Genomic DNA, 18,040 nt, shown 5'->3' on the forward strand with positions numbered 1-18,040 from the left:
GAGCGTGCGCGACAGCGAGCCTGTGACAGCGACGAGCGTGCGCAAACTCGTGCCCGGCGTCGGCGTGTCGGTCGCAGACACGCACGCTCGCGAAAGGGGGTGGGTGGGTGGGTGGGTCGGGCGGGGAAATACCCCTTCGGCCGTCCGGTGCGCCCGGGTTTGGCAGGATTGGGCGAGTCGCCTCGTATCGGCGATCCTGCGCAGACCGGAAGGAGCCCGATGGCAGACCCAACGGCCGAACCCATCGCCGACGAGCCCGCCGAGATCAGGCCCGCCTACACCCGGGTGCTACTCAAACTCGGCGGTGAGATGTTCGGCGGGGGACAGGTCGGGCTCGACCCCGACGTGGTGGCGCAGGTGGCACGTCAGATCGCCGAGGTCGTCCGCAGCGGGGCCCAGGTGGCGGTGGTGATCGGCGGGGGCAATTTCTTCCGCGGCGCGCAGCTGCAGCAGCGCGGCATGGAACGCACCCGGTCGGACTACATGGGCATGCTCGGAACGGTCATGAACAGCCTTGCGCTGCAGGACTTCCTGCAGAAGGAGGGCATCGACACCCGCGTGCAGACCGCCATCACCATGGGTCAGGTCGCCGAGCCCTACATCCCGCTGCGCGCGGTGCGGCACCTGGAGAAGGGACGGGTGGTCATCTTCGGTGCCGGCATGGGGCTGCCGTACTTCTCCACCGACACCACCGCCGCACAGCGGGCGCTGGAGATCGGTGCCGACGTGGTGCTGATGGCCAAGGCGGTCGACGGGGTGTTCACCGCCGATCCGCGGGAACACCCCGACGCGCAGCTGCTCACCGCGATCAGTCACCGCGAGGTCATCGACCGGGGGCTCAAGGTGGCCGACGCAACCGCGTTCAGTTTGTGTATGGACAACGGAATGCCGATCCTGGTGTTCAACCTGCTCGTCGACGGCAATATCGCGCGCGCCGTCGCGGGTGAGAAGATCGGAACACTGGTCACCACCTGAGGTGGGCACCGGGCGAGCGACAGCGACGGGAGACAAGCAGTGATCGACGAAACCCTCTTCGATGCCGAGGAGAAGATGGAGAAGGCCGTCGCGGTGGCACGGGACGACCTCGCGTCGATCCGCACCGGCCGCGCCAATCCGGGCATGTTCAACCGCATCCATGTCGACTACTACGGTGCCGCCACCCCGATCACCCAGCTGTCCAGCATCAACGTGCCCGAAGCCCGGATGGTCGTCATCAAACCCTACGAAGCCAACCAGCTGCGCAGCATCGAGGATGCGATCCGCAACTCCGATCTCGGCGTCAACCCGACCAACGACGGCAACATCATCCGCGTATCCATCCCTCAGCTCACCGAGGAGCGGCGTCGCGACCTGGTCAAGCAGGCCAAGTCCAAGGGTGAGGACGCGAAGGTTTCGGTGCGCAACATCCGACGCAAGGCGATGGAGGAGTTGTCGCGCATCAAGAAGGACGGCGACGCCGGCGAGGACGAGGTGACCCGCGCCGAGAAAGACCTCGACAAGACCACCCAGCAGTACACCCACCAGATCGACGATCTGGTCAAGCACAAGGAAGGCGAGTTGCTGGAGGTCTGAGCATGACCGACCAGCACTCGACTCCCGTGGGTTCCCAGCCGGTCGACGACGCACCGCAGAAATCGTCGCGCGCCGGGCGCAATCTGCCCGCCGCCATCGCCGTCGGCGTCGCGCTGGGCGCGATGCTCATCGTCATCCTGCTGTTTGCGCCGAAGGTGTGGGTCGCGGTGGTGTCGGTGGCCATCGCGGTGGCCACCCACGAGGTGGTGCGCCGACTGCGTGAGGGCGGCTTCTCGATACCGGTGTTGCCGTTGCTGGTCGGCGGGCAGGCGATGATCTGGCTGACCTGGCCATTCGGCGCGGCCGGTGCGCTGGGCGCCTTCGGCGGGACCGTCGTCGTCTGCATGATCTGGCGGTTGGTGTCCGGCGGGTTGTCGACCGCGCCGCAGAACTATCTGCGCGATATGGCCACCACCGTGTTCCTGGCCACCTGGGTCCCGCTGTTCGCCAGCTTCGGAGTGTTGCTGATCTACCCCGATGACGGGGCCGGCCGGGTGTTCTGTCTGATGCTGGGGGTGGTCGCATCCGACGTCGGTGGTTACACCGCCGGTGTGCTGTTCGGTAAGCACCCGATGGCGCCGGCGATCAGCCCGAAGAAGTCCTGGGAAGGCCTGGCCGGCTCACTGATCCTCGGCGTGGTGGTGTCATCGCTGGCTGTGCAGTTCCTCACCGACAACCCGTGGTGGGTCGGGGTGCCGCTCGGCCTGATGCTCGTCATCACCGGGACCCTCGGCGACCTGGTCGAGTCGCAGGTCAAGCGTGATCTGGGGATCAAGGACATGGGGACCCTGCTGCCCGGCCACGGCGGCCTGATGGACCGGCTGGACTCGGTGCTGCCCTCGGCCGTGGCCACCTGGATCGTGCTGTCACTGCTGGCCTGAGGTTTCGGTCGGGGGGCCGGCGGGAGAACAGTGGAATACTGGACCACGCCATGCCCAACCCCCTGCCGCTCGTATTCGATGCGCCGCGCCGCGCCATGCCGCCGCGGCACTTCGCCGACCTCGATGAATCCGGTCGCGCCGCGGCGGTGACCGAGATTGGTCTGCCCGCCTTCCGCGGTAAACAGCTGGCCAACCAGTACTACGGTCGGTTGATCGACGATCCGGCCCTGATGACCGATCTGCCCGCCGGGGTCCGCGAGCGGGTGGCTGGTGCGCTGTTCCCGACGCTGTTCACCGCCGCGCGGGAGATCGAATGTGATGCCGGTGAGACGCGCAAAGTCCTGTGGCGCGCTGTCGACGGGACGACGTTCGAGTCGGTGCTGATGCTCTATCCCGACCGAAACACGGTGTGTATCTCCTCGCAGGCCGGATGCGGGATGGCGTGCCCGTTCTGCGCCACCGGGCAGGGCGGGCTCAAGCGCAACCTGTCGACCGCCGAGATCCTCGAGCAGGTACGCGCGGCCAGCGCCGAGCTGCGCGACCGGCAGGGGGGCCGGCTGTCGAACATCGTCTTCATGGGGATGGGCGAGCCGCTGGCCAACTACAACCGGGTGGTCGCAGCGGTACGAAGAATCACCGCGCCATTGCCCAACGGGTTCGGCATCTCGGCCCGTTCGGTGACGGTGTCGACCGTGGGCCTCGCCCCGGCGATCCGCAAGCTCGCCGACGAGAAGCTCAACGTGACGCTTGCGCTGTCGTTGCACACCCCCGACGATGAGCTGCGCGACACGCTGGTCCCGGTGAACAACCGCTGGAAGGTCGGCGAGGTCCTCGACGCGGCCCGCTACTACGCCGACGTGACCGGCCGCCGCGTGTCGATCGAGTACGCGCTGATCCGAGACGTCAACGATCAGCCCTGGCGGGCGGATCTGCTCGGCAAACTGCTGCACGCCAAACTCGGCCCGCTGGTGCACGTCAACCTGATCCCGCTGAACCCGACCCCGGGCAGCGAGTGGGACGCGAGTCCCAAACCCGTCGAGCGGGAGTTCGTCCGCCGGGTCCGCGAGCGTGGGGTGTCGTGCACGGTGCGCGACACCCGGGGCCGCGAGATCGCGGCCGCCTGCGGGCAGTTGGCCGCCCAGGGCTGAGCTGACCCACCTGACGCACGACCCGGCCTCAGCGGAGTTCGATCGGTCAGTTCGACCTGATCCCGGCGGCGTGGCGCAGCTGTGCCAGGAATTGATCGCCGTCATCGGAGCGGACGATGTAGTGCGAGATGGCCACGCGAATCACCGTGGCAGCCTTGACCGAACTGTTCGGCCCGGAGAACAACGCCTCCAGCTGCGCACGCATCGGCGGGATGATGTGGGACAACTGGGCGATCACCACCTCGGGTTCGATGTCGACGACCCGCACGCCCGAGTAGGACTGCTGAAATTGCACGATGAAACGCACCGCAGCGTCGATGCGCTCGGTGCCGCGCAATCCGGCGGTGGCGGTGGCGATCCCGGTCTCGAACAGTTCCCGCTCATAGCTGCCGAACGCCGCCAGCAGCGCGTGTTTGTCGGCGAACCAGCGATACAGCGTGGGACGCGAAACCCCGGCCTGCAAGGCGACCTCGGACAGACTCAGCTTCGTCTGACCGTTGCGGCGAAGCACCGCTGCGGTCGCGACCAGGATGCGGTGCCGCGTCGAGGTGTCTGCGGCGGCGTCGAAGCCATCGCGTGCGGTGTGATTCACAGGTCTGGCCTTACGTGCGGGATCGGTGTCGATCGTAAAGTGTGCATCCGCCGATCAGGCAACGGCGTGCGGGAAACCGGTGCAGTCAGGCGCTGGTGAGCCGCTGGGCGAGCATCACGATGATGCCGCTGGGGCCGCGGACGTAGGTGAGCCGGTAGACGTCCCGGTAAGTCGCGACGCCCCGCAGGGGATGGCAGCCGTGCCGGGCAGCCGTCTCGAGGGCTTTGTCGATGTCGTCGACCGAAAAAGCGACGCGGTGCATGCCGATCTCGTTGGGACGAGTCGGTTCCGACTGGATCGCGGGGGGATGGCGGTACTCGAAGAGCTCGATGCGGCCGTGGCCGTCCGGCGTCTCGAGCATCGCGATATCGGCGTGGTTGTCGTCGAGGCCGACAGCGGTGTCGGTCCATTCGCCACGGACGGTGTCGCGGCCGAGCAGTGTGAGGCCGAGATCGGTGAAGAAGGCGATCGCGGCTTCGAGGTCGGCGACAGCGATGCCCACGTTTTCGAGTGTGATGGCCATCGGGTTCATGTTACGAGCCGGCCCGCCAGCGCTGGGTGCATCGACGTCATGGCTTGCTCGATCCGGCGACGCGGACCAGCGTCTTGCCGATGTTGGCGCCGGTGAACAGTCCGTTGAGGGCGTCGACACAGGATTCGATGCCGTCGAAGATGTGCTCGCGGTGGGTGAGCAACCCCTGCTCCTCCCACCGGCGCAGTGCGGCGAACGCCTCGTCGAAACGACCCCACTCGTCGAGGGCGTTGAAGCCCTGCATCAGTGCGGTCTTGGCGAGCAGGTTGACGTAGTTGGCCGGACCCGGATGCTCGCCGGTCAGATAGCTGGAAATCACCCCGCACAACACCACGCGCGCCTTGTGCGCGAGCCGGCCCAGCACCGCGTCGAGGATCGGACCGCCCACGTTGTCGAAGTAGACGTTCACACCCTGCGGGCAGTGCTCCCGCAACGCTGTGGGCAGGTCGTCGCTGCGGTAGTCGATGCAGGCGTCGAAACCGAAGTCGTCGACCACCGCCCGGCACTTGTGCGGACCGCCGGCGATGCCCACCACCCGGGCGCCGGCGATCTTGGCGATCTGCCCGGCGACCGATCCGGTGGCGCCTGCGGCAGCCGAGACGACGACGGTCTCACCCGGTTGTGGGCGGCCGATTCCGGTCATGCCGAAGTATGCAGTGGCACCCGTCGGTCCGTAGATGGACATCACCGCAAGCTGGTCGACCCGGTCGCCGGGACCGGGCACCGCAGTGGTGAACAGATCGTCGCGGACCACCGTGTATTCCTGGAATCCCGTCAGCGTCGTCACGATGTCGCCGACAGAGTATGCCGGGCAACGGGATTGGACCACCTCGCCGATCCCGGCGGCCCGGATCACCTCGCCCAGCCCGACCGGCGGCAGGTAGCTCGGCTGGTCGTCGAGCCAGGTGCGGGCGGCGGCGTCGATACCCACATAGGTGGTTCGGACCAGGGCCTCGCCGTCACCGGGTTCAGGCGCGGGCGCCGTCACGAGTTCGGTGTCTCCGGGTGCGACCAGCCCGCGGGGTCGGCGGCGCAACACAATCTGGCGGTTCGTCAGCGTCGGCACCCGGCAAAACCTACCCAAGCCGGGAGGTGGCGGGATGCCTATTGACCAAGACCCTTGCCCCAGACCCGCGACTGCGGCGTGGTCGTGCCGGTGGCTGCAACCCACGGTGGCTGCAACCCGGAGGACGCGTGCCTCGCTGGAGGTCATTGCGCCGTGTCGTGGCCGCGAGACACCCTGAAGTGGCGAAAATCGACGGAACGGGTACCACCTTGCAGGCTGGGTGGATGACGAACGGGGTGCCGGGTGCGACGACTCAATGGCGTGGACGCCATGATGCTGTACAGCGAGACCCCGGAGGTCCACATGCACACCCTCAAGATCGGGGTGCTCGACGTGTCCGCGGTCGACGGGTACGACTTCGATGTGTTTCGCAGGGCCGCCTTGCCGCGACTGCATGCGCTGGCCCCGCTGCGTTACCAGCTGGTGGACATCCCACTGAAATTCCATCACCCCATGTGGGTGCAGAACGCCGAGATCGACGTCGACTATCACCTGCGCCGCGCACGGGTGGCCGCCCCGGGCGGACGACGCGAACTCGATCAGCTGATCGGCGAGATCGCCGGCACACCGCTGGATCGCGGGCACCCTTTATGGGAGATGTACATCGCAGAAGGATTGGCCGACAACAAGATCGCCGTCATCCACAAGGTTCATCATGTGCTCGCCGATGGCGTCGCATCGGCGAACCAGCTGGCCACGGCCATCCAGCAGCGGCAACCCGAAGTCGGCGGGCAGCTCATCGCGGCTCCCGCGGATTCGACGGCGCCGATGAATCTGCTCAAGGCGGCCGGGCGGGACCACCTGCGCCAGCTGGGGCGGCTGCCGCGTCTGGTCACCGAGACCGCCTCCGGTGTCGCACGGGTGCGCCGACTGGCCAGACAACGGGGCAGACATCCCGATCTGGCCCGCAACTTCGCGCCGCCACCGACATTTCTCAACCATGTGGTGACGCCCGGACGGCGTTTCGCCACCGCGCCGCTGGCGCTCACCGATGTCAAGGAGACGGCCAGGCATCTCGGGGTGACGCTCAACGACATCGTGCTCGCAACGGCCGCCGGCGCGCTGCGCCAATTACAGCTTCGGTACGACGGCAAGGCCGACTCGCCATTGATCGCCGGCGTCCCGGTCAGCGTCAACACCACACCCGGGCGGCTGGTCGGAAACGAATTCACTTATATGACACCGTCTTTGCCGGTCCACGTCGACGATCCGATGGCGCGGGTGCGGCTCACCGCGACCGCGACGGCGATCGCGAAAGAGAACCACAACCTGCTTGGCCCCACCCTGCTGCCGACCTGGCTGACCTATCTGCCGCCCGCCACCACGCCGAGGATATTCCGGATGCAGGCGCGCCGCCTGGAGTCGGCGATGGTGATGAACCTGACGGTGTCCAATGTCCCGGGTCCCAAGGAACGGGGATTCATCGACGGTGCGGTCGTCGACGAGATCTATTCGGTGGGCCCCATCGTGGCCGGCAGTGGAATGAACATCACCGTATGGAGCTACGTCGACCAGCTGTCCCTGTCCGTGCTCACCGACGACCGAACGCTCAAAGACCCGCACGAAGCCACCGATGCCCTCATCGCCTCATTCACCGAGATCCGGCGGGCGGCCGGGCTGTCCGAAAGGCTGACGCCGGTCGAGCGGGCGCTACCGCCGGCTCCCGCGCTCTGAGGGTCGGCCCCCCGTTCCGCCACCGGGCGCCCGTCGGCCGCCCACCCGGGCTGCCGACGTCAGCGGGTGTCGCGGTTGCGCTGCACGTACCAGCTGCGCGCAACGAACCCGAACACCACGGCGGCGAACCCGACCATGAACCAGTCCTCGACCCGGCCGGTGTGGTTGCCGTGAATCATCAGCAGCAGGAAGCCGCCCACCAGCAGGCCACCGATCTGGTAGAACCGGTAGTTCTCGGCCGACCAGCCCCATTCCGCGGACGGGACGTCCTCGACGTCGACACCGGTACGTCGCTCCACCTCGGTGCTTGCCACGGCTGCTCCTCAGGGTCGGGCTGAACAGGTCCTTGCTGATCCCAGGTAAACCGGGTGCGTACGGTAATTCTGACACAGCCCTACTACGCGTCGCCGTAGACCTCGGAATGCGCAGTAAGCTGCGCGGTCATGGCATCTGCGGTCCTGCAGGACAAGGTCGTCTTCATCACCGGCGCCGCCCGCGGTCAGGGCCGCGCGCACGCCGTCCGATTCGCCGAGGAGGGCGCCGACGTCATCGCGTTCGACCTGTGCGATCAGATCGACACGGTCGCGTATCCGATGTCCACACCCGAGGACCTCGAGGAGACCGTGCGACTGGTCGAGAAGACCGGGCGCCGGATCGTCGCCGAGCGCGGCGACGTCCGCGACCGGGACCGGCTCGCCGAGGTGATCGCCACCGGCGTCGCCGAATTCGGGCGACTCGATTTCGTGCTGGCCAACGCCGGTATCCTGCCCGCCACCGGCTCCCAGGGTCGCGATATCGCCGCGTTCACCGACGCCGTCGCCGTGATGCTCAACGGGGTCTACTACACGATCGAGGCCGCCCTGCCGGCGCTGCTGCGCAATCCCGATGGCGGCGCCGTCGTCATCACCAGTTCGGCGGCGGGGTTCACGTCGGTCAGCACCGAATTCGCGACCATGAGCCATGGTGCGGCCGGCTACACCGCCGCCAAGCACGGCGTCATCGGGGTCATGCGGCACTTCGCCCGCTCGCTGGCCGAGAAGAACATCCGAGTCAACTCGGTGCACCCCGGTGGAGTCGCCACCCCGATGGTGCTGAACCAGGCCATGGCCGACTGGGCGGGGGAGCATCCGACGTTCAGTTCCGCGCAGCAACCGTTGCTGCAGCTGCCCATGATGGAAGCCGGCGACGTCAGTGACCTGATGGTGTACCTGTGCGGACCGGCCGGCCGCTACATGACCGGGGCCGCGATCCCGTTGGACGCGGGACAGACACTGAAATAAGACACTGAAATAAGACACTGAGATAACGGCGCCGTACCGGCTTCAGCTGATGGCGCCGTACCGGCTTCAGCTGATGGCGCCGTACCGGCGCAGCGCCTCGGCCCGCTCCTGTCCATGGTCGACGATCGGCCCGGGATAGCCGTCGGGACGGTCCCCGTCGAGCGTGTGGACGTCGTCGACACCGGCGAGTTCGGGGACCCAGCGCCGTATGTAGTCACCGGCAGGGTCGAACTTCTTCCCCTGGGTCACCGGGTTGAACACCCGGAAATACGGCGCGGCATCGGTGCCGCAGCCCGCGGCCCACTGCCACCCGTGCTGGTTGTTGGCCATATCGCCGTCGACCAACTGCTCCAGGAACCAGCGTGCCCCCCACTGCCACGGCAGATGCAGGTCCTTGACCAGGAACGACGCCACGATCATCCGCACCCGGTTGTGCATGAACCCGGTCTCGGCCAGCTGCCGCATACCGGCATCGACGATCGGGAAGCCGGTGCGGCCCTGCTTCCAGGCCTCGAACGACTCCTCGGCGTCCCCATCGTCGTCGACCTCGATGGCATCGAAGTCCCGGTTCCAGTTCCACCACGTACTGTCGGGCCATTCGCGCACCACCGAGGCGTAGAAATCGCGAAACGCCAGCTCCCGCAGATAGGCCTGTGCGCCCTCGCCGCGGCCCAGATCGGCCGCCATCGTCCGCGGGTGAATGGTCCCGAACTTCAGGTGCGCCGACATCCGACTGGTCGCATCGAGATCCGGGCGGTTGCGGTCCTCGGCGTATCCGGCGAGGCCGTCTGCGACGAACCGTTTCCACGCCGCACGCGCCGCCTTCTCCCCGGCCGGCAGCTCCAAGCCGACCCCGGCGTCGGGAATGTCGACAGCTCCGGCACGCTTCACCGCGGACGGGTCGATCCAACGCACCGATCCGGGCCCGGTGTCGGCCGGTGCACGCCAGCCACACTTCTGCCACGCGGCGTAGAACGGGGTGAACACCTTGTACGGCGTACCGTCGCCCTTGGTGACCCGACCCGGCGACACCAGATACGGTGACCCGGTCGCGATCACGTCGACCTCACCGAGCGCGTCGCGCACCTGGTCGTCGCGCCGCCGCCCGAACGGGGTGAAATCCTCGGAAATGTGCACCGAGTCGGCTCCGACAGCCTTGGCCAGCAAGGGGATTCGCTCCGCCGGGGCGCCTTCGGTGACGAGCAGCCGACCGCCGAGGCTGTCTCGCAGGTCGCGAAGAGCGTCGTAGAGGTACTGCAACCGGCGCGGTCCCGACGAAGCCTGGAGTCGCGGGTCGAGCACATAACAGGCCAGGACCTCCGTGTCGGCGCCGTCGCTGTCGGCGGCCGCCAGCAGGGCGGGCAGATCGGCCAGGCGCAGATCGCGGCGGAACCACAACACGGCGGACATGCCAGTGATGCTGCCCGCAATGACCACCGGGGAAACCGTGGACGAAAAAAGTGACGAAACGGTCAGGCCCGTTGGCGCCGCCGCCTCGAACCGTTCCATCGGGATCACCGCCGGCCGCCCTACGGCGGCCGTCCGCAGCTGCCAGAATGCCTCCATGATCACCGGGCCCGGCGACACCTATCCGCGGGACATGGTCGGCTATGGCCCGCGCCCGCCCGACCCGCAATGGCCCGGCGGCGCCCGGATCGCCCTGCAGTTCGTGCTGAACTACGAGGAGGGCGCCGAGAACAGCGTGCTGCACGGCGACCCGGCCTCGGAGACGTTCCTGTCGGAAATCATCGGCGCCGCAGCCTTTCCGAACCGTCACATGAGCATGGAGTCGCTCTACGAGTACGGTTCCCGCGCGGGTCTGTGGCGGATTCTGCGCGCATTCGAGCAGCGCGGTCTGCCGCTGACCGTCTTCGGTGTGGCCATGGCGCTGGCGCGCAACCCCGAAGCCGTCGCCGCCTTCACCGAGCGCGGCGACGAGATCGCCTGCCACGGATTGCGTTGGATCAGTTATCAACTCGTCGACCCCGAGGTGGAACGTGCACACCTGGCCGAGGCGGTGCGGGTGCTGACCGAGCTCACCGGTGCCGCTCCGCTGGGCTGGTACACCGGCCGGGACTCACCGCAGACCCGCAGGCTGGTCGTCGAGCACGGCGGATTCGTCTACGATTCCGACTCCTACGCAGACGACCTGCCGTACTGGACCCGCGTCGGCGACACCGACCACCTGGTGGTGCCCTACACGCTGGACACCAACGACATGCGGTTCGCCATGGCCGGCGGATTCGCCAGCGGCGACCAGTTCTTCGCACATCTGCGCGACGCGTTCGACGTGCTCTACGCCGAGGGGGCGGCCGGTTCGCCCAAGATGCTGTCGGTGGGGTTGCACTGCAGGCTGGCCGGTCGACCGGCGCGCACCGCCGCGCTGCACCGGTTCCTCGACCACGTGCAGTCGCACGACGGTGTGTGGATCGCCCGCCGGATCGACATCGCCCGGCACTGGATCGCGCACATGCCGCCGGGCTGACAGCGAGGATCCCCCGCACCGGCCGGGGGACGATGTGCGGGGGACCCTCTGTTCTGGCGGCCGAGCCGGTCTATCCGGCCGGAGGCATCAGCACCGTGTCGATCAGATACACCGTCGCGTTGGCGGTCTGTACCCCGCCGCACACCACCGATGCGTCGTTGACCATCAGCATGTCGCCCTCGCCGGTGACGTTGACCGGTGCACCCTGCACCGTGACGTGCTCGCCGACGACCTGGTCAGGCGCGGCCTGACCGGGCACCACGTGATAGGTGAGGATGTTGGTGAGCAGGTCGGAGTCTGTCTTGAGGGTCTCCACGGTGGCCGGATCGATCTTGGCGAAGGCCTCGTCGGTCGGCGCGAACACGGTGAACTCAGCGCCGTTGAGGGTGTCGACGAGGTTCACGTGCGGGTTGAGTTGACCCGAGACAGCCGCTGTGAGGGTGGTCAGCAGCGGGTTGTTGGCCGCAGCGGTGGCCACCGGCTCCATGGCCATGCCCTGGACCGAGCCCGGTCCCTCAGGGTTCTGTTGCACGTAGGCGGCGCACCCCGGACCCACCGGCGCGGCCGACGCGGTCGCGACCGTGCCGAAGGACAGTCCGATCGCGGCGGTCACCGCGAAGCCGGCCCCTACGACAGCTTTTCCGTTGACAGTCATGTTCGAAAGTTCTCCTTGTCTGCAGTGATCAGTTGGCGGGGGGCATCAGGACGGTGTCGATCATGTAGACCGTGGCGTTGGCGGTCTTGACCCCGCCGCACACCAGGCCGGCATCGTTGACCAGGAGGTCGTTGCCCGCTCCGGTGACCGTGACGGGGGCGCCCTGCACAGTGGTGTGCTCGCCGGCGACCTGATCGGGCGCGGCCTGACCGGGGACCACGTGATAGGTGAGGATGTTGGTCAACAGGTCGGAGTCGGTCTGGAGGGTCTCCAGCGTGGCGGCATCGATCTTGGCGAACGCCTCGTCGGTCGGCGCGAAGACGGTGAACTCGTCGCCGTTGAGCGTGTCGACGAGGTTCACATCGGGATTGAGCTGACCGGACAGAGCCTGGGTCAGGGTGGTGAGCATCGGGTTGTTCGACGCCGCCACCGTCACCGGCTCGGCTGCCATGCCGGCCACCGATCCGGGTCCCTCCGGTACCTGCTCGGCGTATGCCGCGCAGCCCGCGCCGATCAGGTTGGCCGCCGGGTCGGCGTCGGGTGCGGCCGACGTCGTGGTCATGTCGTTGGTCGCGGTCTCCATGGCGGTTTCGGCCGTGGTGGTTGCCGTCGCCGCAGTGTCACCGGCCTCTTCGCTCGAACAGGCGGCGCCAAAGATGGCCACCGCAGCGATCCCGGCCACAGCGGCCGTCCTCCGACGAGTTGTCATCATTTACTCATCCCTTCTCAATCTCTTCGAGCACTGGGCACCGTCGCCCGCTGGAGTGCACACAGGTGATTCCCAGCTGCGGCGCGCGTGGATGGGTCCAAGCGGGTTACGTCACACTCGCGTCACACTTGGAGATTCCCGACAACTGGGCGGCACAATGGATCGGTGAGCGAAAGTGCGGCACCGCAGCGCGTCCTGATCCTGGGCAGCACCGGCTCGATAGGCACGCAGGCGCTCGAGGTGATCGCCGCCAACCCGGACCGGTTCCAGGTCGTCGGTCTGGCGGCCGGCGGATCCAACACCGAACTACTGGAGCGGCAGCGGGCCGCGACGGGCGTGACGAACGTCGCGGTGGCCGACGAGACCGCCGCCCGCGCCCTGGGAGCGGTGACCTATTCGGGGCCGGACGCCGCCACCCGCCTGGTCGAGAACACTCAGGCAGACGTGGTGCTCAATGCGCTGGTCGGGGCGCTGGGGCTGCGGCCGACGCTGGCAGCGTTGGCCACCGGTGCCAGGCTGGCGCTGGCCAACAAGGAATCACTGGTGGCCGGTGGGCCGCTGGTGCAGAAGGCGGCTGCGCCCGGCCAGATCGTGCCGGTCGACTCCGAACACTCCGCGCTGGCCCAGTGCCTACGCGGCGGCAGCGGCGACGAAGTGGCCAAACTGGTCCTCACCGCGTCCGGGGGGCCGTTCCGAGGCTGGACCGCCGAACAACTCGAAGACGTCACCCCCGAGCAGGCCGGGGCGCATCCGACCTGGTCGATGGGCCCGATGAACACCCTCAACTCGGCCTCGCTGGTCAACAAGGGACTCGAGCTGATCGAAACCCACCTGCTGTTCGGGATCGACTACGACCGCATCGAGGTCGTGGTGCACCCGCAGTCGATCGTGCATTCGATGGTCACGTTCACCGACGGATCCACACTGGCTCAAGCCAGCCCGCCGGACATGAAGTTGCCGATCGCGCTCGCGTTGGGTTGGCCGTCACGCGTCGCCGGTGCCGCGGCGGCCTGTGACTTCAGCACCGCGTCACGGTGGGATTTCGAACCGCTCGACGACAGGGTGTTCCCCGCTGTGACACTGGCCCGCGAGGCCGGCCGCGGTGGTGGCTGCCTGACCGCGGTATACAACGCCGCCAACGAGGAAGCGGCCGCAGCGTTCCTTGACGGCCGGATCCGCTTCCCGGCGATAGTGCGCGCCGTCGAGCAGGTACTGCGCGCTGCCGACCAGTGGGCAGCCGAACCAGCTACCGTGGACGACGTACTCGAAGCGCAGGACTGGGCCCGTGACCGGGCCCGTCGTGCACTCGAGCAGGAACCTGCAGGTAGCAGGCGTTGAGTGACAGTAGTTGAGTGACAGTAGAGGACTGACCGCCAGATGATGTACGTGCTCGGCGTGACGCTGTTCGCGATCGCCATCCTGGTTTCGGTCGCGCTGCACGAATGCGGCCACATGTGGGTGGCCCGTGCCACCGGTATGAAGGTGCGCAGATACTTCGTCGGTTTCGGGCCGACGCTGTGGTCGACCCGGCGGCCCAACAAGCTGGGTGAGACCGAGTACGGCATCAAGGCGGTTCCGCTGGGCGGGTTCTGCGACATCGCAGGGATGACAGCGGTCGAGGAACTCGACCCCGAGGACCGGCCCTACGCGATGTACAAGCAGAAGACCTGGAAACGGGTGGCCGTGCTGTTCGCCGGACCCGCGATGAACTTCGTGATCGGGTTGGTGCTGATCTACGCCATCGCGATCATCTGGGGTCTGCCGAACATCAAGGCGCCGACGACTGCCGTGGTCGGCGAGACGTCGTGCATCAAATCCGAAGTTGCACAAGGGGAGTTGGGCGACTGTATCGCGCCCAGCCCGGCGGCCGCGGCCGGGATTCAGGCCGGCGACGTCATCCTGAAGGTCGGTGACACCGAAGTCCCGACGTTCGACGCCCTCGTCGAGGAGGTCCGCCGCCAGAACGGTCCGACCACGCTGACCGTGCAGCGTGACGAAGGTGGTCAGCTGCGCGACTTCACCACCACCGTCAACGTGACCCCCAGCCAGCGCTACGTCGCCGGCGAGAACGGCGCCGCCGCGGCCCCCATGGACGTGGGCAGCATCGGTGTGACCGCGGCCCAGTTCGGGCCGACCGAATACAACCCGCTCACCGCGGTCCCCGGGACGCTGGTGTTCACCAAGGACCTCGCGGTCGAACTCGGCAAGGCGATCGCGAAGATTCCGACCAAGATCGGGGCGCTGGTGCATTCGATCACCGGTGGCGAGCGCGACCCGGAGACGCCCATCAGCGTCGTCGGTGCCTCCCGCATCGGAGGCGAGACCGTCGAGCACGGCATCTGGGTGGCGTTCTGGTTCTTCCTGGCTCAGCTCAACTTCGTGCTCGGCGCGGTCAATCTGATCCCGCTGCTACCGCTCGACGGCGGGCACATCTCGATCGCACTCTACGAGCGGGTCCGCAACAAGATCCGGGAGATGCGTGGCAAGGTGGCCGCCGCTCCGGTCAACTATCTCAAGCTGATGCCCGTCACCTACGCGGTGATCTTCGTGTTCCTGGGCTTCACGCTGCTCACCGTGACCGCCGACGTGGTCAATCCGATCACGTTGTTCCAGTAGGAGACTCAAGTAGTGACTGCCAGCGCAAATGTCGGCCTGGGAATTCCGTTGCCGCCACCCCCGGTCCTGGCTCCCCGCCGCAAGACCCGCCAACTGATGGTGCGCAACGTCGGCGTCGGAAGCGACCATCCGATTTCGGTGCAGTCCATGTGCACCACCAAGACCCACGACATCAACGCCACGTTGCAGCAGATCGCCGAGCTGACCGCCTCCGGGTGCGACATCGTCCGGGTCGCGTGCCCGCGGCAGGAGGACGCCGACGCGTTGCCGGTGATCGCCAAGAAGTCGAAGATCCCGGTGATCGCCGACATCCACTTCCAGCCCAAGTACATCTTCGCCGCGATCGACGCCGGTTGTGCCGCGGTACGGGTCAACCCCGGCAACATCAAGGAGTTCGACGGACGGGTCGCCGAGGTCGCCAAGGCGGCCGGTGATGCGGGGATCCCGATCCGCATCGGCGTGAACGCCGGATCGCTGGACAAGCGGTTCTTGGAGAAGTACGGCAAGGCCACCCCGGAGGCGCTCGTCGAGTCGGCGCTGTGGGAGGCCTCGCTGTTCGAGGAACACGGCTTCGGGGACATCAAGATCAGCGTCAAGCACAACGACCCGGTGGTGATGGTCGCGGCGTACGAACAACTCGCCGCGCAGTGCGACTACCCGCTGCACCTCGGGGTCACCGAGGCCGGGCCGGCGTTTCAGGGCACCATCAAGTCCGCCGTCGCGTTCGGTGCGCTGCTGTCCAAGGGCATCGGTGACACGATCCGGGTGTCGCTGTCGGCCCCGCCCGCCGAAGAGGTCAAGGTGGGCAACCAGATTCTGGAATCGCTGAACCTGCGGCCCCGGGGCCTGGAGATCGTGTCGTGTCCGTCCTGCGGGCGCGCCCAGGTCGACGTGTACACGTTGGCCAACGAGGTGACCGCCGGGCTGGAGGGCATGGACGTGCCGCTGCGGGTCGCGGTCATGGGTTGCGTCGTCAACGGGCCCGGCGAAGCCCGCGAGGCCGACCTCGGGGTCGCTTCCGGAAACGGCAAAGGGCAGATCTTCGTCAAGGGCGAGGTCATCAAGACCGTGCCCGAGGCGCAGATCGTGGAGACCCTGATCGAAGAGGCGCTGCGCCTGGCCGAGGAGATGGGTGAGGGGCTGGGCGACGCACAAGGAGCACAAGGTGCTCCCGGTTCGCCTGTTGTGACCGTAAGCTGAGACCGGACCTAGGGGGTCTGCTGGTCACGGTCAGTTTCAGAAAGAGTCCAGATGTCGGCTCCTCCGCTTTTCCGCCTTGTTGATGAGCGAAGGGTGTCGGTCGTGCGCGACATCCGCGATATGGTCGCCGTCCGGCAGGTCCTCGACGACGATCCGGTGGCGTCCTGCATGGTCGCGGCTCGGGTTGCCGAGCACGGCATCGATCCCTCGGCGATCGGTGGCGAACTGTGGACCCGCAGACGGGCCACCGAGTCGCTGTGCTTCGCCGGTGCCAACCTGATCCCGTTGCGTGGCGGTGCCGGAGATCTGAATGCGTTCGCGGACAAGGCGATGAGCAGCGCGCGTCGCTGCTCGTCGCTGGTCGGGCGCGCGGAGCTGGTGATGCCGATGTGGCAGCGCCTCGAGCCGGTCTGGGGTCCGGCCCGTGATGTGCGCGCTCAACAACCGCTGATGGCGCTGAGCTCGGCGCCGCTGTCACCCATCGATGCGGCGGTGCGCCAGGTACGCATCGAGGAACTCGACGCATATCTGGTCGCCGCGGTCGACATGTTCATCGGTGAGGTCGGTGTCGACCCCCGGGCCGGAGACGGCGGCCGCGGCTACCGCCGCCGGGTGGCGGGACTGATCGCCGCGGGCCGCGCCTGGGCCCGATTCGACCGCGGCGAGGTGGTGTTCAAGGCCGAGGTCGGATCGCAGTCACCCGCGGTGGGGCAGATCCAGGGCGTCTGGGTGCATCCCGATCAGCGCGGCCGGGGTATCGGAACCGCGGGCACCGCCGCGGTGGCGGCGGCGATCGTCGGTGGCGGACGCATCGCGAGCCTGTACGTCAACAGCTTCAACACGGTGGCGCGGGCGGCCTACGCCCGCATCGGGTTCACCGAGATCGCGTCGTTCGCGACGGTACTGCTCGACTGAGCGGACGCGGCGCCTACGCTCCAGATATGAGCGAGCAGGATGCGACCGTTTCGCGTCGGGCGATCGCCGACGCCCTCGTCCATGCGCTGGAACGCCGTCACGAGGTTCTCGACGCGGTTGTCGCCTCGGACGACTACGACGCGGCGATCGAGGCGCTGGCCGATCTGCTCGACACCTCGGCGGAGGCCGCCGAAGCTGTGCTGCGGTTGTCCTTCGACCGGCTCACCAAAGTGTCTCGACGCAGGATCGCCGCGGAGTTGGAGAACCTCAACAGCAGAGCCCGGACCTATAGTCCACCCGAGCAGACGCCCGGATCGGCGCGGCGGTTGATGCTGCGTCCGTTCGCGCCGGAGGTCGATCGCGACATCTTTGCCGCCCGCACCGCGGACATGCGGTCGGCTGGGGACGGCACCGCCGCCCCGGCCCGGGACCTCGGCGAGGAGATCAGCGCCGCGGTGGCCCGGATGGCCGCCGAAGAGGCCGCCTGGCTGGTCGCCGAGGTCGGGTCGGCGAAGGTGGGCATGGTATTCGGTGATCTCGCCGATGGTGAGGTCAGGGTGCGCGTCTGGATCCATCCCGCACACCGCAAACAGGGTTACGGCACCGCGGCGCTGCGGGCCTCGAGGTCGGAGATGGCTGCGTATTTCCCGGCGGTGCCGCTGGTGGTCCGGGCTCCTGCTGCCGGCTCGTGAACGCTGCGGTCGGTCGCCCCGCG

At 67.6% G+C, this 18,040-nt stretch carries 19 protein-coding genes; 12 read left to right on the forward strand and 7 right to left on the reverse strand.

The window, feature by feature from the left end; translation table 11 throughout:
• Nucleotides 1–219: 219 nt before the first annotated feature.
• Genes pyrH through rlmN form a run of 4 tightly spaced genes read left to right on the forward strand, consistent with a single transcriptional unit; the run spans nucleotide 220 to nucleotide 3,601 of the window.
• Nucleotides 220–975, forward strand: coding sequence for a UMP kinase (gene pyrH / locus ACNUDN_RS10505; protein WP_419121876.1), 756 nt, complete (start codon nucleotides 220–222; stop codon nucleotides 973–975).
• A 39-nt stretch (nucleotides 976–1,014) separates the two neighbouring features.
• Nucleotides 1,015–1,572, forward strand: a complete 558-nt coding sequence (gene frr, locus ACNUDN_RS10510; protein WP_419121877.1) for a ribosome recycling factor — start codon at nucleotides 1,015–1,017, stop codon at nucleotides 1,570–1,572.
• 2 nt (nucleotides 1,573–1,574) lie between these two features.
• Entirely contained in the window at nucleotides 1,575–2,453 is an 879-nt protein-coding gene (locus tag ACNUDN_RS10515; RefSeq protein ID WP_419121878.1) for a phosphatidate cytidylyltransferase, read from the forward strand.
• A gap of 50 nt (nucleotides 2,454–2,503) precedes the next feature.
• Nucleotides 2,504–3,601, forward strand: coding sequence for a dual-specificity RNA methyltransferase RlmN (gene rlmN, locus ACNUDN_RS10520; RefSeq protein ID WP_419121879.1), 1,098 nt, complete (start codon nucleotides 2,504–2,506; stop codon nucleotides 3,599–3,601).
• A 46-nt stretch (nucleotides 3,602–3,647) separates the two neighbouring features.
• Here rlmN and ACNUDN_RS10525 read toward each other — a convergent pair whose 3' ends face one another.
• The 3 genes from ACNUDN_RS10525 to ACNUDN_RS10535 all read right to left on the reverse strand — a co-directional run bounded on the left by ACNUDN_RS10525 (nucleotide 3,648) and on the right by ACNUDN_RS10535 (nucleotide 5,791).
• On the reverse strand, nucleotides 3,648–4,193 hold the full coding sequence (locus ACNUDN_RS10525) for a TetR/AcrR family transcriptional regulator (RefSeq protein WP_419121880.1): 546 nt from the start codon (nucleotides 4,191–4,193) through the stop codon (nucleotides 3,648–3,650).
• 85 nt (nucleotides 4,194–4,278) lie between these two features.
• The gene (locus ACNUDN_RS10530; protein WP_419121881.1) at nucleotides 4,279–4,716 is read right to left on the reverse strand and encodes a VOC family protein; all 438 of its coding nucleotides are present in this window, start codon (nucleotides 4,714–4,716) and stop codon (nucleotides 4,279–4,281) included.
• Between the two features lie 46 nt (nucleotides 4,717–4,762).
• The gene (locus ACNUDN_RS10535; protein WP_419121882.1) at nucleotides 4,763–5,791 is read right to left on the reverse strand and encodes an NADP-dependent oxidoreductase; all 1,029 of its coding nucleotides are present in this window, start codon (nucleotides 5,789–5,791) and stop codon (nucleotides 4,763–4,765) included.
• 243 nt (nucleotides 5,792–6,034) lie between these two features.
• Between ACNUDN_RS10535 and ACNUDN_RS10540 the strand changes: the two genes are divergently transcribed.
• On the forward strand, nucleotides 6,035–7,465 hold the full coding sequence (locus ACNUDN_RS10540) for a WS/DGAT/MGAT family O-acyltransferase (protein ID WP_419121883.1): 1,431 nt from the start codon (nucleotides 6,035–6,037) through the stop codon (nucleotides 7,463–7,465).
• A gap of 59 nt (nucleotides 7,466–7,524) precedes the next feature.
• On the opposite strand, the gene ACNUDN_RS10545 is transcribed toward ACNUDN_RS10540, so the two are convergent.
• Nucleotides 7,525–7,779, reverse strand: coding sequence for a DUF2631 domain-containing protein (locus ACNUDN_RS10545; protein ID WP_419121884.1), 255 nt, complete (start codon nucleotides 7,777–7,779; stop codon nucleotides 7,525–7,527).
• A 129-nt stretch (nucleotides 7,780–7,908) separates the two neighbouring features.
• On the opposite strand from ACNUDN_RS10545, the gene ACNUDN_RS10550 reads away from it, so the two are divergent.
• On the forward strand, nucleotides 7,909–8,745 hold the full coding sequence (locus ACNUDN_RS10550; RefSeq protein WP_419121885.1) for a mycofactocin-coupled SDR family oxidoreductase: 837 nt from the start codon (nucleotides 7,909–7,911) through the stop codon (nucleotides 8,743–8,745).
• 66 nt (nucleotides 8,746–8,811) lie between these two features.
• Here the strand turns inward: ACNUDN_RS10550 and ACNUDN_RS10555 are convergent, their stop codons facing one another.
• Complete coding sequence (locus tag ACNUDN_RS10555) at nucleotides 8,812–10,155, reverse strand: cryptochrome/photolyase family protein (RefSeq protein WP_419121886.1); 1,344 nt, start codon at nucleotides 10,153–10,155, stop codon at nucleotides 8,812–8,814.
• 154 nt (nucleotides 10,156–10,309) lie between these two features.
• Here ACNUDN_RS10555 and puuE point away from each other — a divergent pair, with 154 nt between their 5' ends.
• Entirely contained in the window at nucleotides 10,310–11,230 is a 921-nt protein-coding gene (gene puuE, locus ACNUDN_RS10560) for an allantoinase PuuE (RefSeq protein ID WP_419121887.1), read from the forward strand.
• A gap of 70 nt (nucleotides 11,231–11,300) precedes the next feature.
• On the opposite strand, the gene ACNUDN_RS10565 is transcribed toward puuE, so the two are convergent.
• Both ACNUDN_RS10565 and ACNUDN_RS10570 read right to left on the reverse strand, forming a co-directional pair.
• Nucleotides 11,301–11,885, reverse strand: coding sequence for a fasciclin domain-containing protein (locus ACNUDN_RS10565; protein ID WP_419121888.1), 585 nt, complete (start codon nucleotides 11,883–11,885; stop codon nucleotides 11,301–11,303).
• Between the two features lie 28 nt (nucleotides 11,886–11,913).
• Nucleotides 11,914–12,597: a fasciclin domain-containing protein gene (locus tag ACNUDN_RS10570; RefSeq protein WP_419121889.1), complete on the reverse strand. Its 684-nt coding sequence runs from the start codon at nucleotides 12,595–12,597 to the stop codon at nucleotides 11,914–11,916.
• A 162-nt stretch (nucleotides 12,598–12,759) separates the two neighbouring features.
• Here ACNUDN_RS10570 and dxr point away from each other — a divergent pair, with 162 nt between their 5' ends.
• The 5 genes from dxr to ACNUDN_RS10595 are packed head-to-tail and all read left to right on the forward strand — an operon-like array spanning nucleotide 12,760 to nucleotide 18,017.
• The gene (gene dxr, locus ACNUDN_RS10575) at nucleotides 12,760–13,932 is read left to right on the forward strand and encodes a 1-deoxy-D-xylulose-5-phosphate reductoisomerase (RefSeq protein WP_419121890.1); all 1,173 of its coding nucleotides are present in this window, start codon (nucleotides 12,760–12,762) and stop codon (nucleotides 13,930–13,932) included.
• A 39-nt stretch (nucleotides 13,933–13,971) separates the two neighbouring features.
• Nucleotides 13,972–15,210, forward strand: coding sequence for a M50 family metallopeptidase (locus ACNUDN_RS10580; RefSeq protein WP_419121891.1), 1,239 nt, complete (start codon nucleotides 13,972–13,974; stop codon nucleotides 15,208–15,210).
• A gap of 12 nt (nucleotides 15,211–15,222) precedes the next feature.
• The gene (ispG, locus tag ACNUDN_RS10585) at nucleotides 15,223–16,410 is read left to right on the forward strand and encodes a flavodoxin-dependent (E)-4-hydroxy-3-methylbut-2-enyl-diphosphate synthase (protein WP_419121892.1); all 1,188 of its coding nucleotides are present in this window, start codon (nucleotides 15,223–15,225) and stop codon (nucleotides 16,408–16,410) included.
• A 51-nt stretch (nucleotides 16,411–16,461) separates the two neighbouring features.
• Nucleotides 16,462–17,325 carry a GNAT family N-acetyltransferase gene (locus ACNUDN_RS10590; RefSeq protein ID WP_419121893.1) on the forward strand — a complete coding sequence of 288 codons (864 nt, stop codon included), beginning with the start codon at nucleotides 16,462–16,464 and terminating at the stop codon, nucleotides 17,323–17,325.
• 26 nt (nucleotides 17,326–17,351) lie between these two features.
• A complete protein-coding gene (locus ACNUDN_RS10595) occupies nucleotides 17,352–18,017 on the forward strand; it encodes a GNAT family N-acetyltransferase (RefSeq protein ID WP_419121894.1) in 666 nt (221 codons plus the stop codon).
• Nucleotides 18,018–18,040 lie beyond the last annotated feature (23 nt).

Origin of the sequence: Mycobacterium sp. smrl_JER01, from assembly GCF_048513595.2 — a bacterium.
Classification (GTDB): Bacteria; Actinomycetota; Actinomycetes; order Mycobacteriales; family Mycobacteriaceae; genus Mycobacterium.

Excerpts from the sequence above, each read along its gene's own strand:
- ACNUDN_RS10515 (WP_419121878.1), top strand. The coding sequence starts at position 1,575 with ATGACCGACCAGCACTCGACTCCCGTGGGTTCCCAGCCGGTCGACGAC.
- ACNUDN_RS10590 (WP_419121893.1), top strand. The coding sequence starts at position 16,462 with ATGTCGGCTCCTCCGCTTTTCCGCCTTGTTGATGAGCGAAGGGTGTCG.
- ACNUDN_RS10565 (WP_419121888.1), bottom strand. The coding sequence starts at position 11,885 with ATGACTGTCAACGGAAAAGCTGTCGTAGGGGCCGGCTTCGCGGTGACC.
- ACNUDN_RS10530 (WP_419121881.1), bottom strand. The coding sequence starts at position 4,716 with ATGGCCATCACACTCGAAAACGTGGGCATCGCTGTCGCCGACCTCGAA.
- puuE (WP_419121887.1), top strand. The coding sequence starts at position 10,310 with ATGATCACCGGGCCCGGCGACACCTATCCGCGGGACATGGTCGGCTAT.
- ACNUDN_RS10570 (WP_419121889.1), bottom strand. The coding sequence starts at position 12,597 with ATGATGACAACTCGTCGGAGGACGGCCGCTGTGGCCGGGATCGCTGCG.
- ACNUDN_RS10550 (WP_419121885.1), top strand. The coding sequence starts at position 7,909 with ATGGCATCTGCGGTCCTGCAGGACAAGGTCGTCTTCATCACCGGCGCC.
- pyrH (WP_419121876.1), top strand. The coding sequence starts at position 220 with ATGGCAGACCCAACGGCCGAACCCATCGCCGACGAGCCCGCCGAGATC.
- ACNUDN_RS10580 (WP_419121891.1), top strand. The coding sequence starts at position 13,972 with ATGATGTACGTGCTCGGCGTGACGCTGTTCGCGATCGCCATCCTGGTT.
- ACNUDN_RS10595 (WP_419121894.1), top strand. The coding sequence starts at position 17,352 with ATGAGCGAGCAGGATGCGACCGTTTCGCGTCGGGCGATCGCCGACGCC.
- rlmN (WP_419121879.1), top strand. The coding sequence starts at position 2,504 with ATGCCCAACCCCCTGCCGCTCGTATTCGATGCGCCGCGCCGCGCCATG.
- ACNUDN_RS10555 (WP_419121886.1), bottom strand. The coding sequence starts at position 10,155 with ATGTCCGCCGTGTTGTGGTTCCGCCGCGATCTGCGCCTGGCCGATCTG.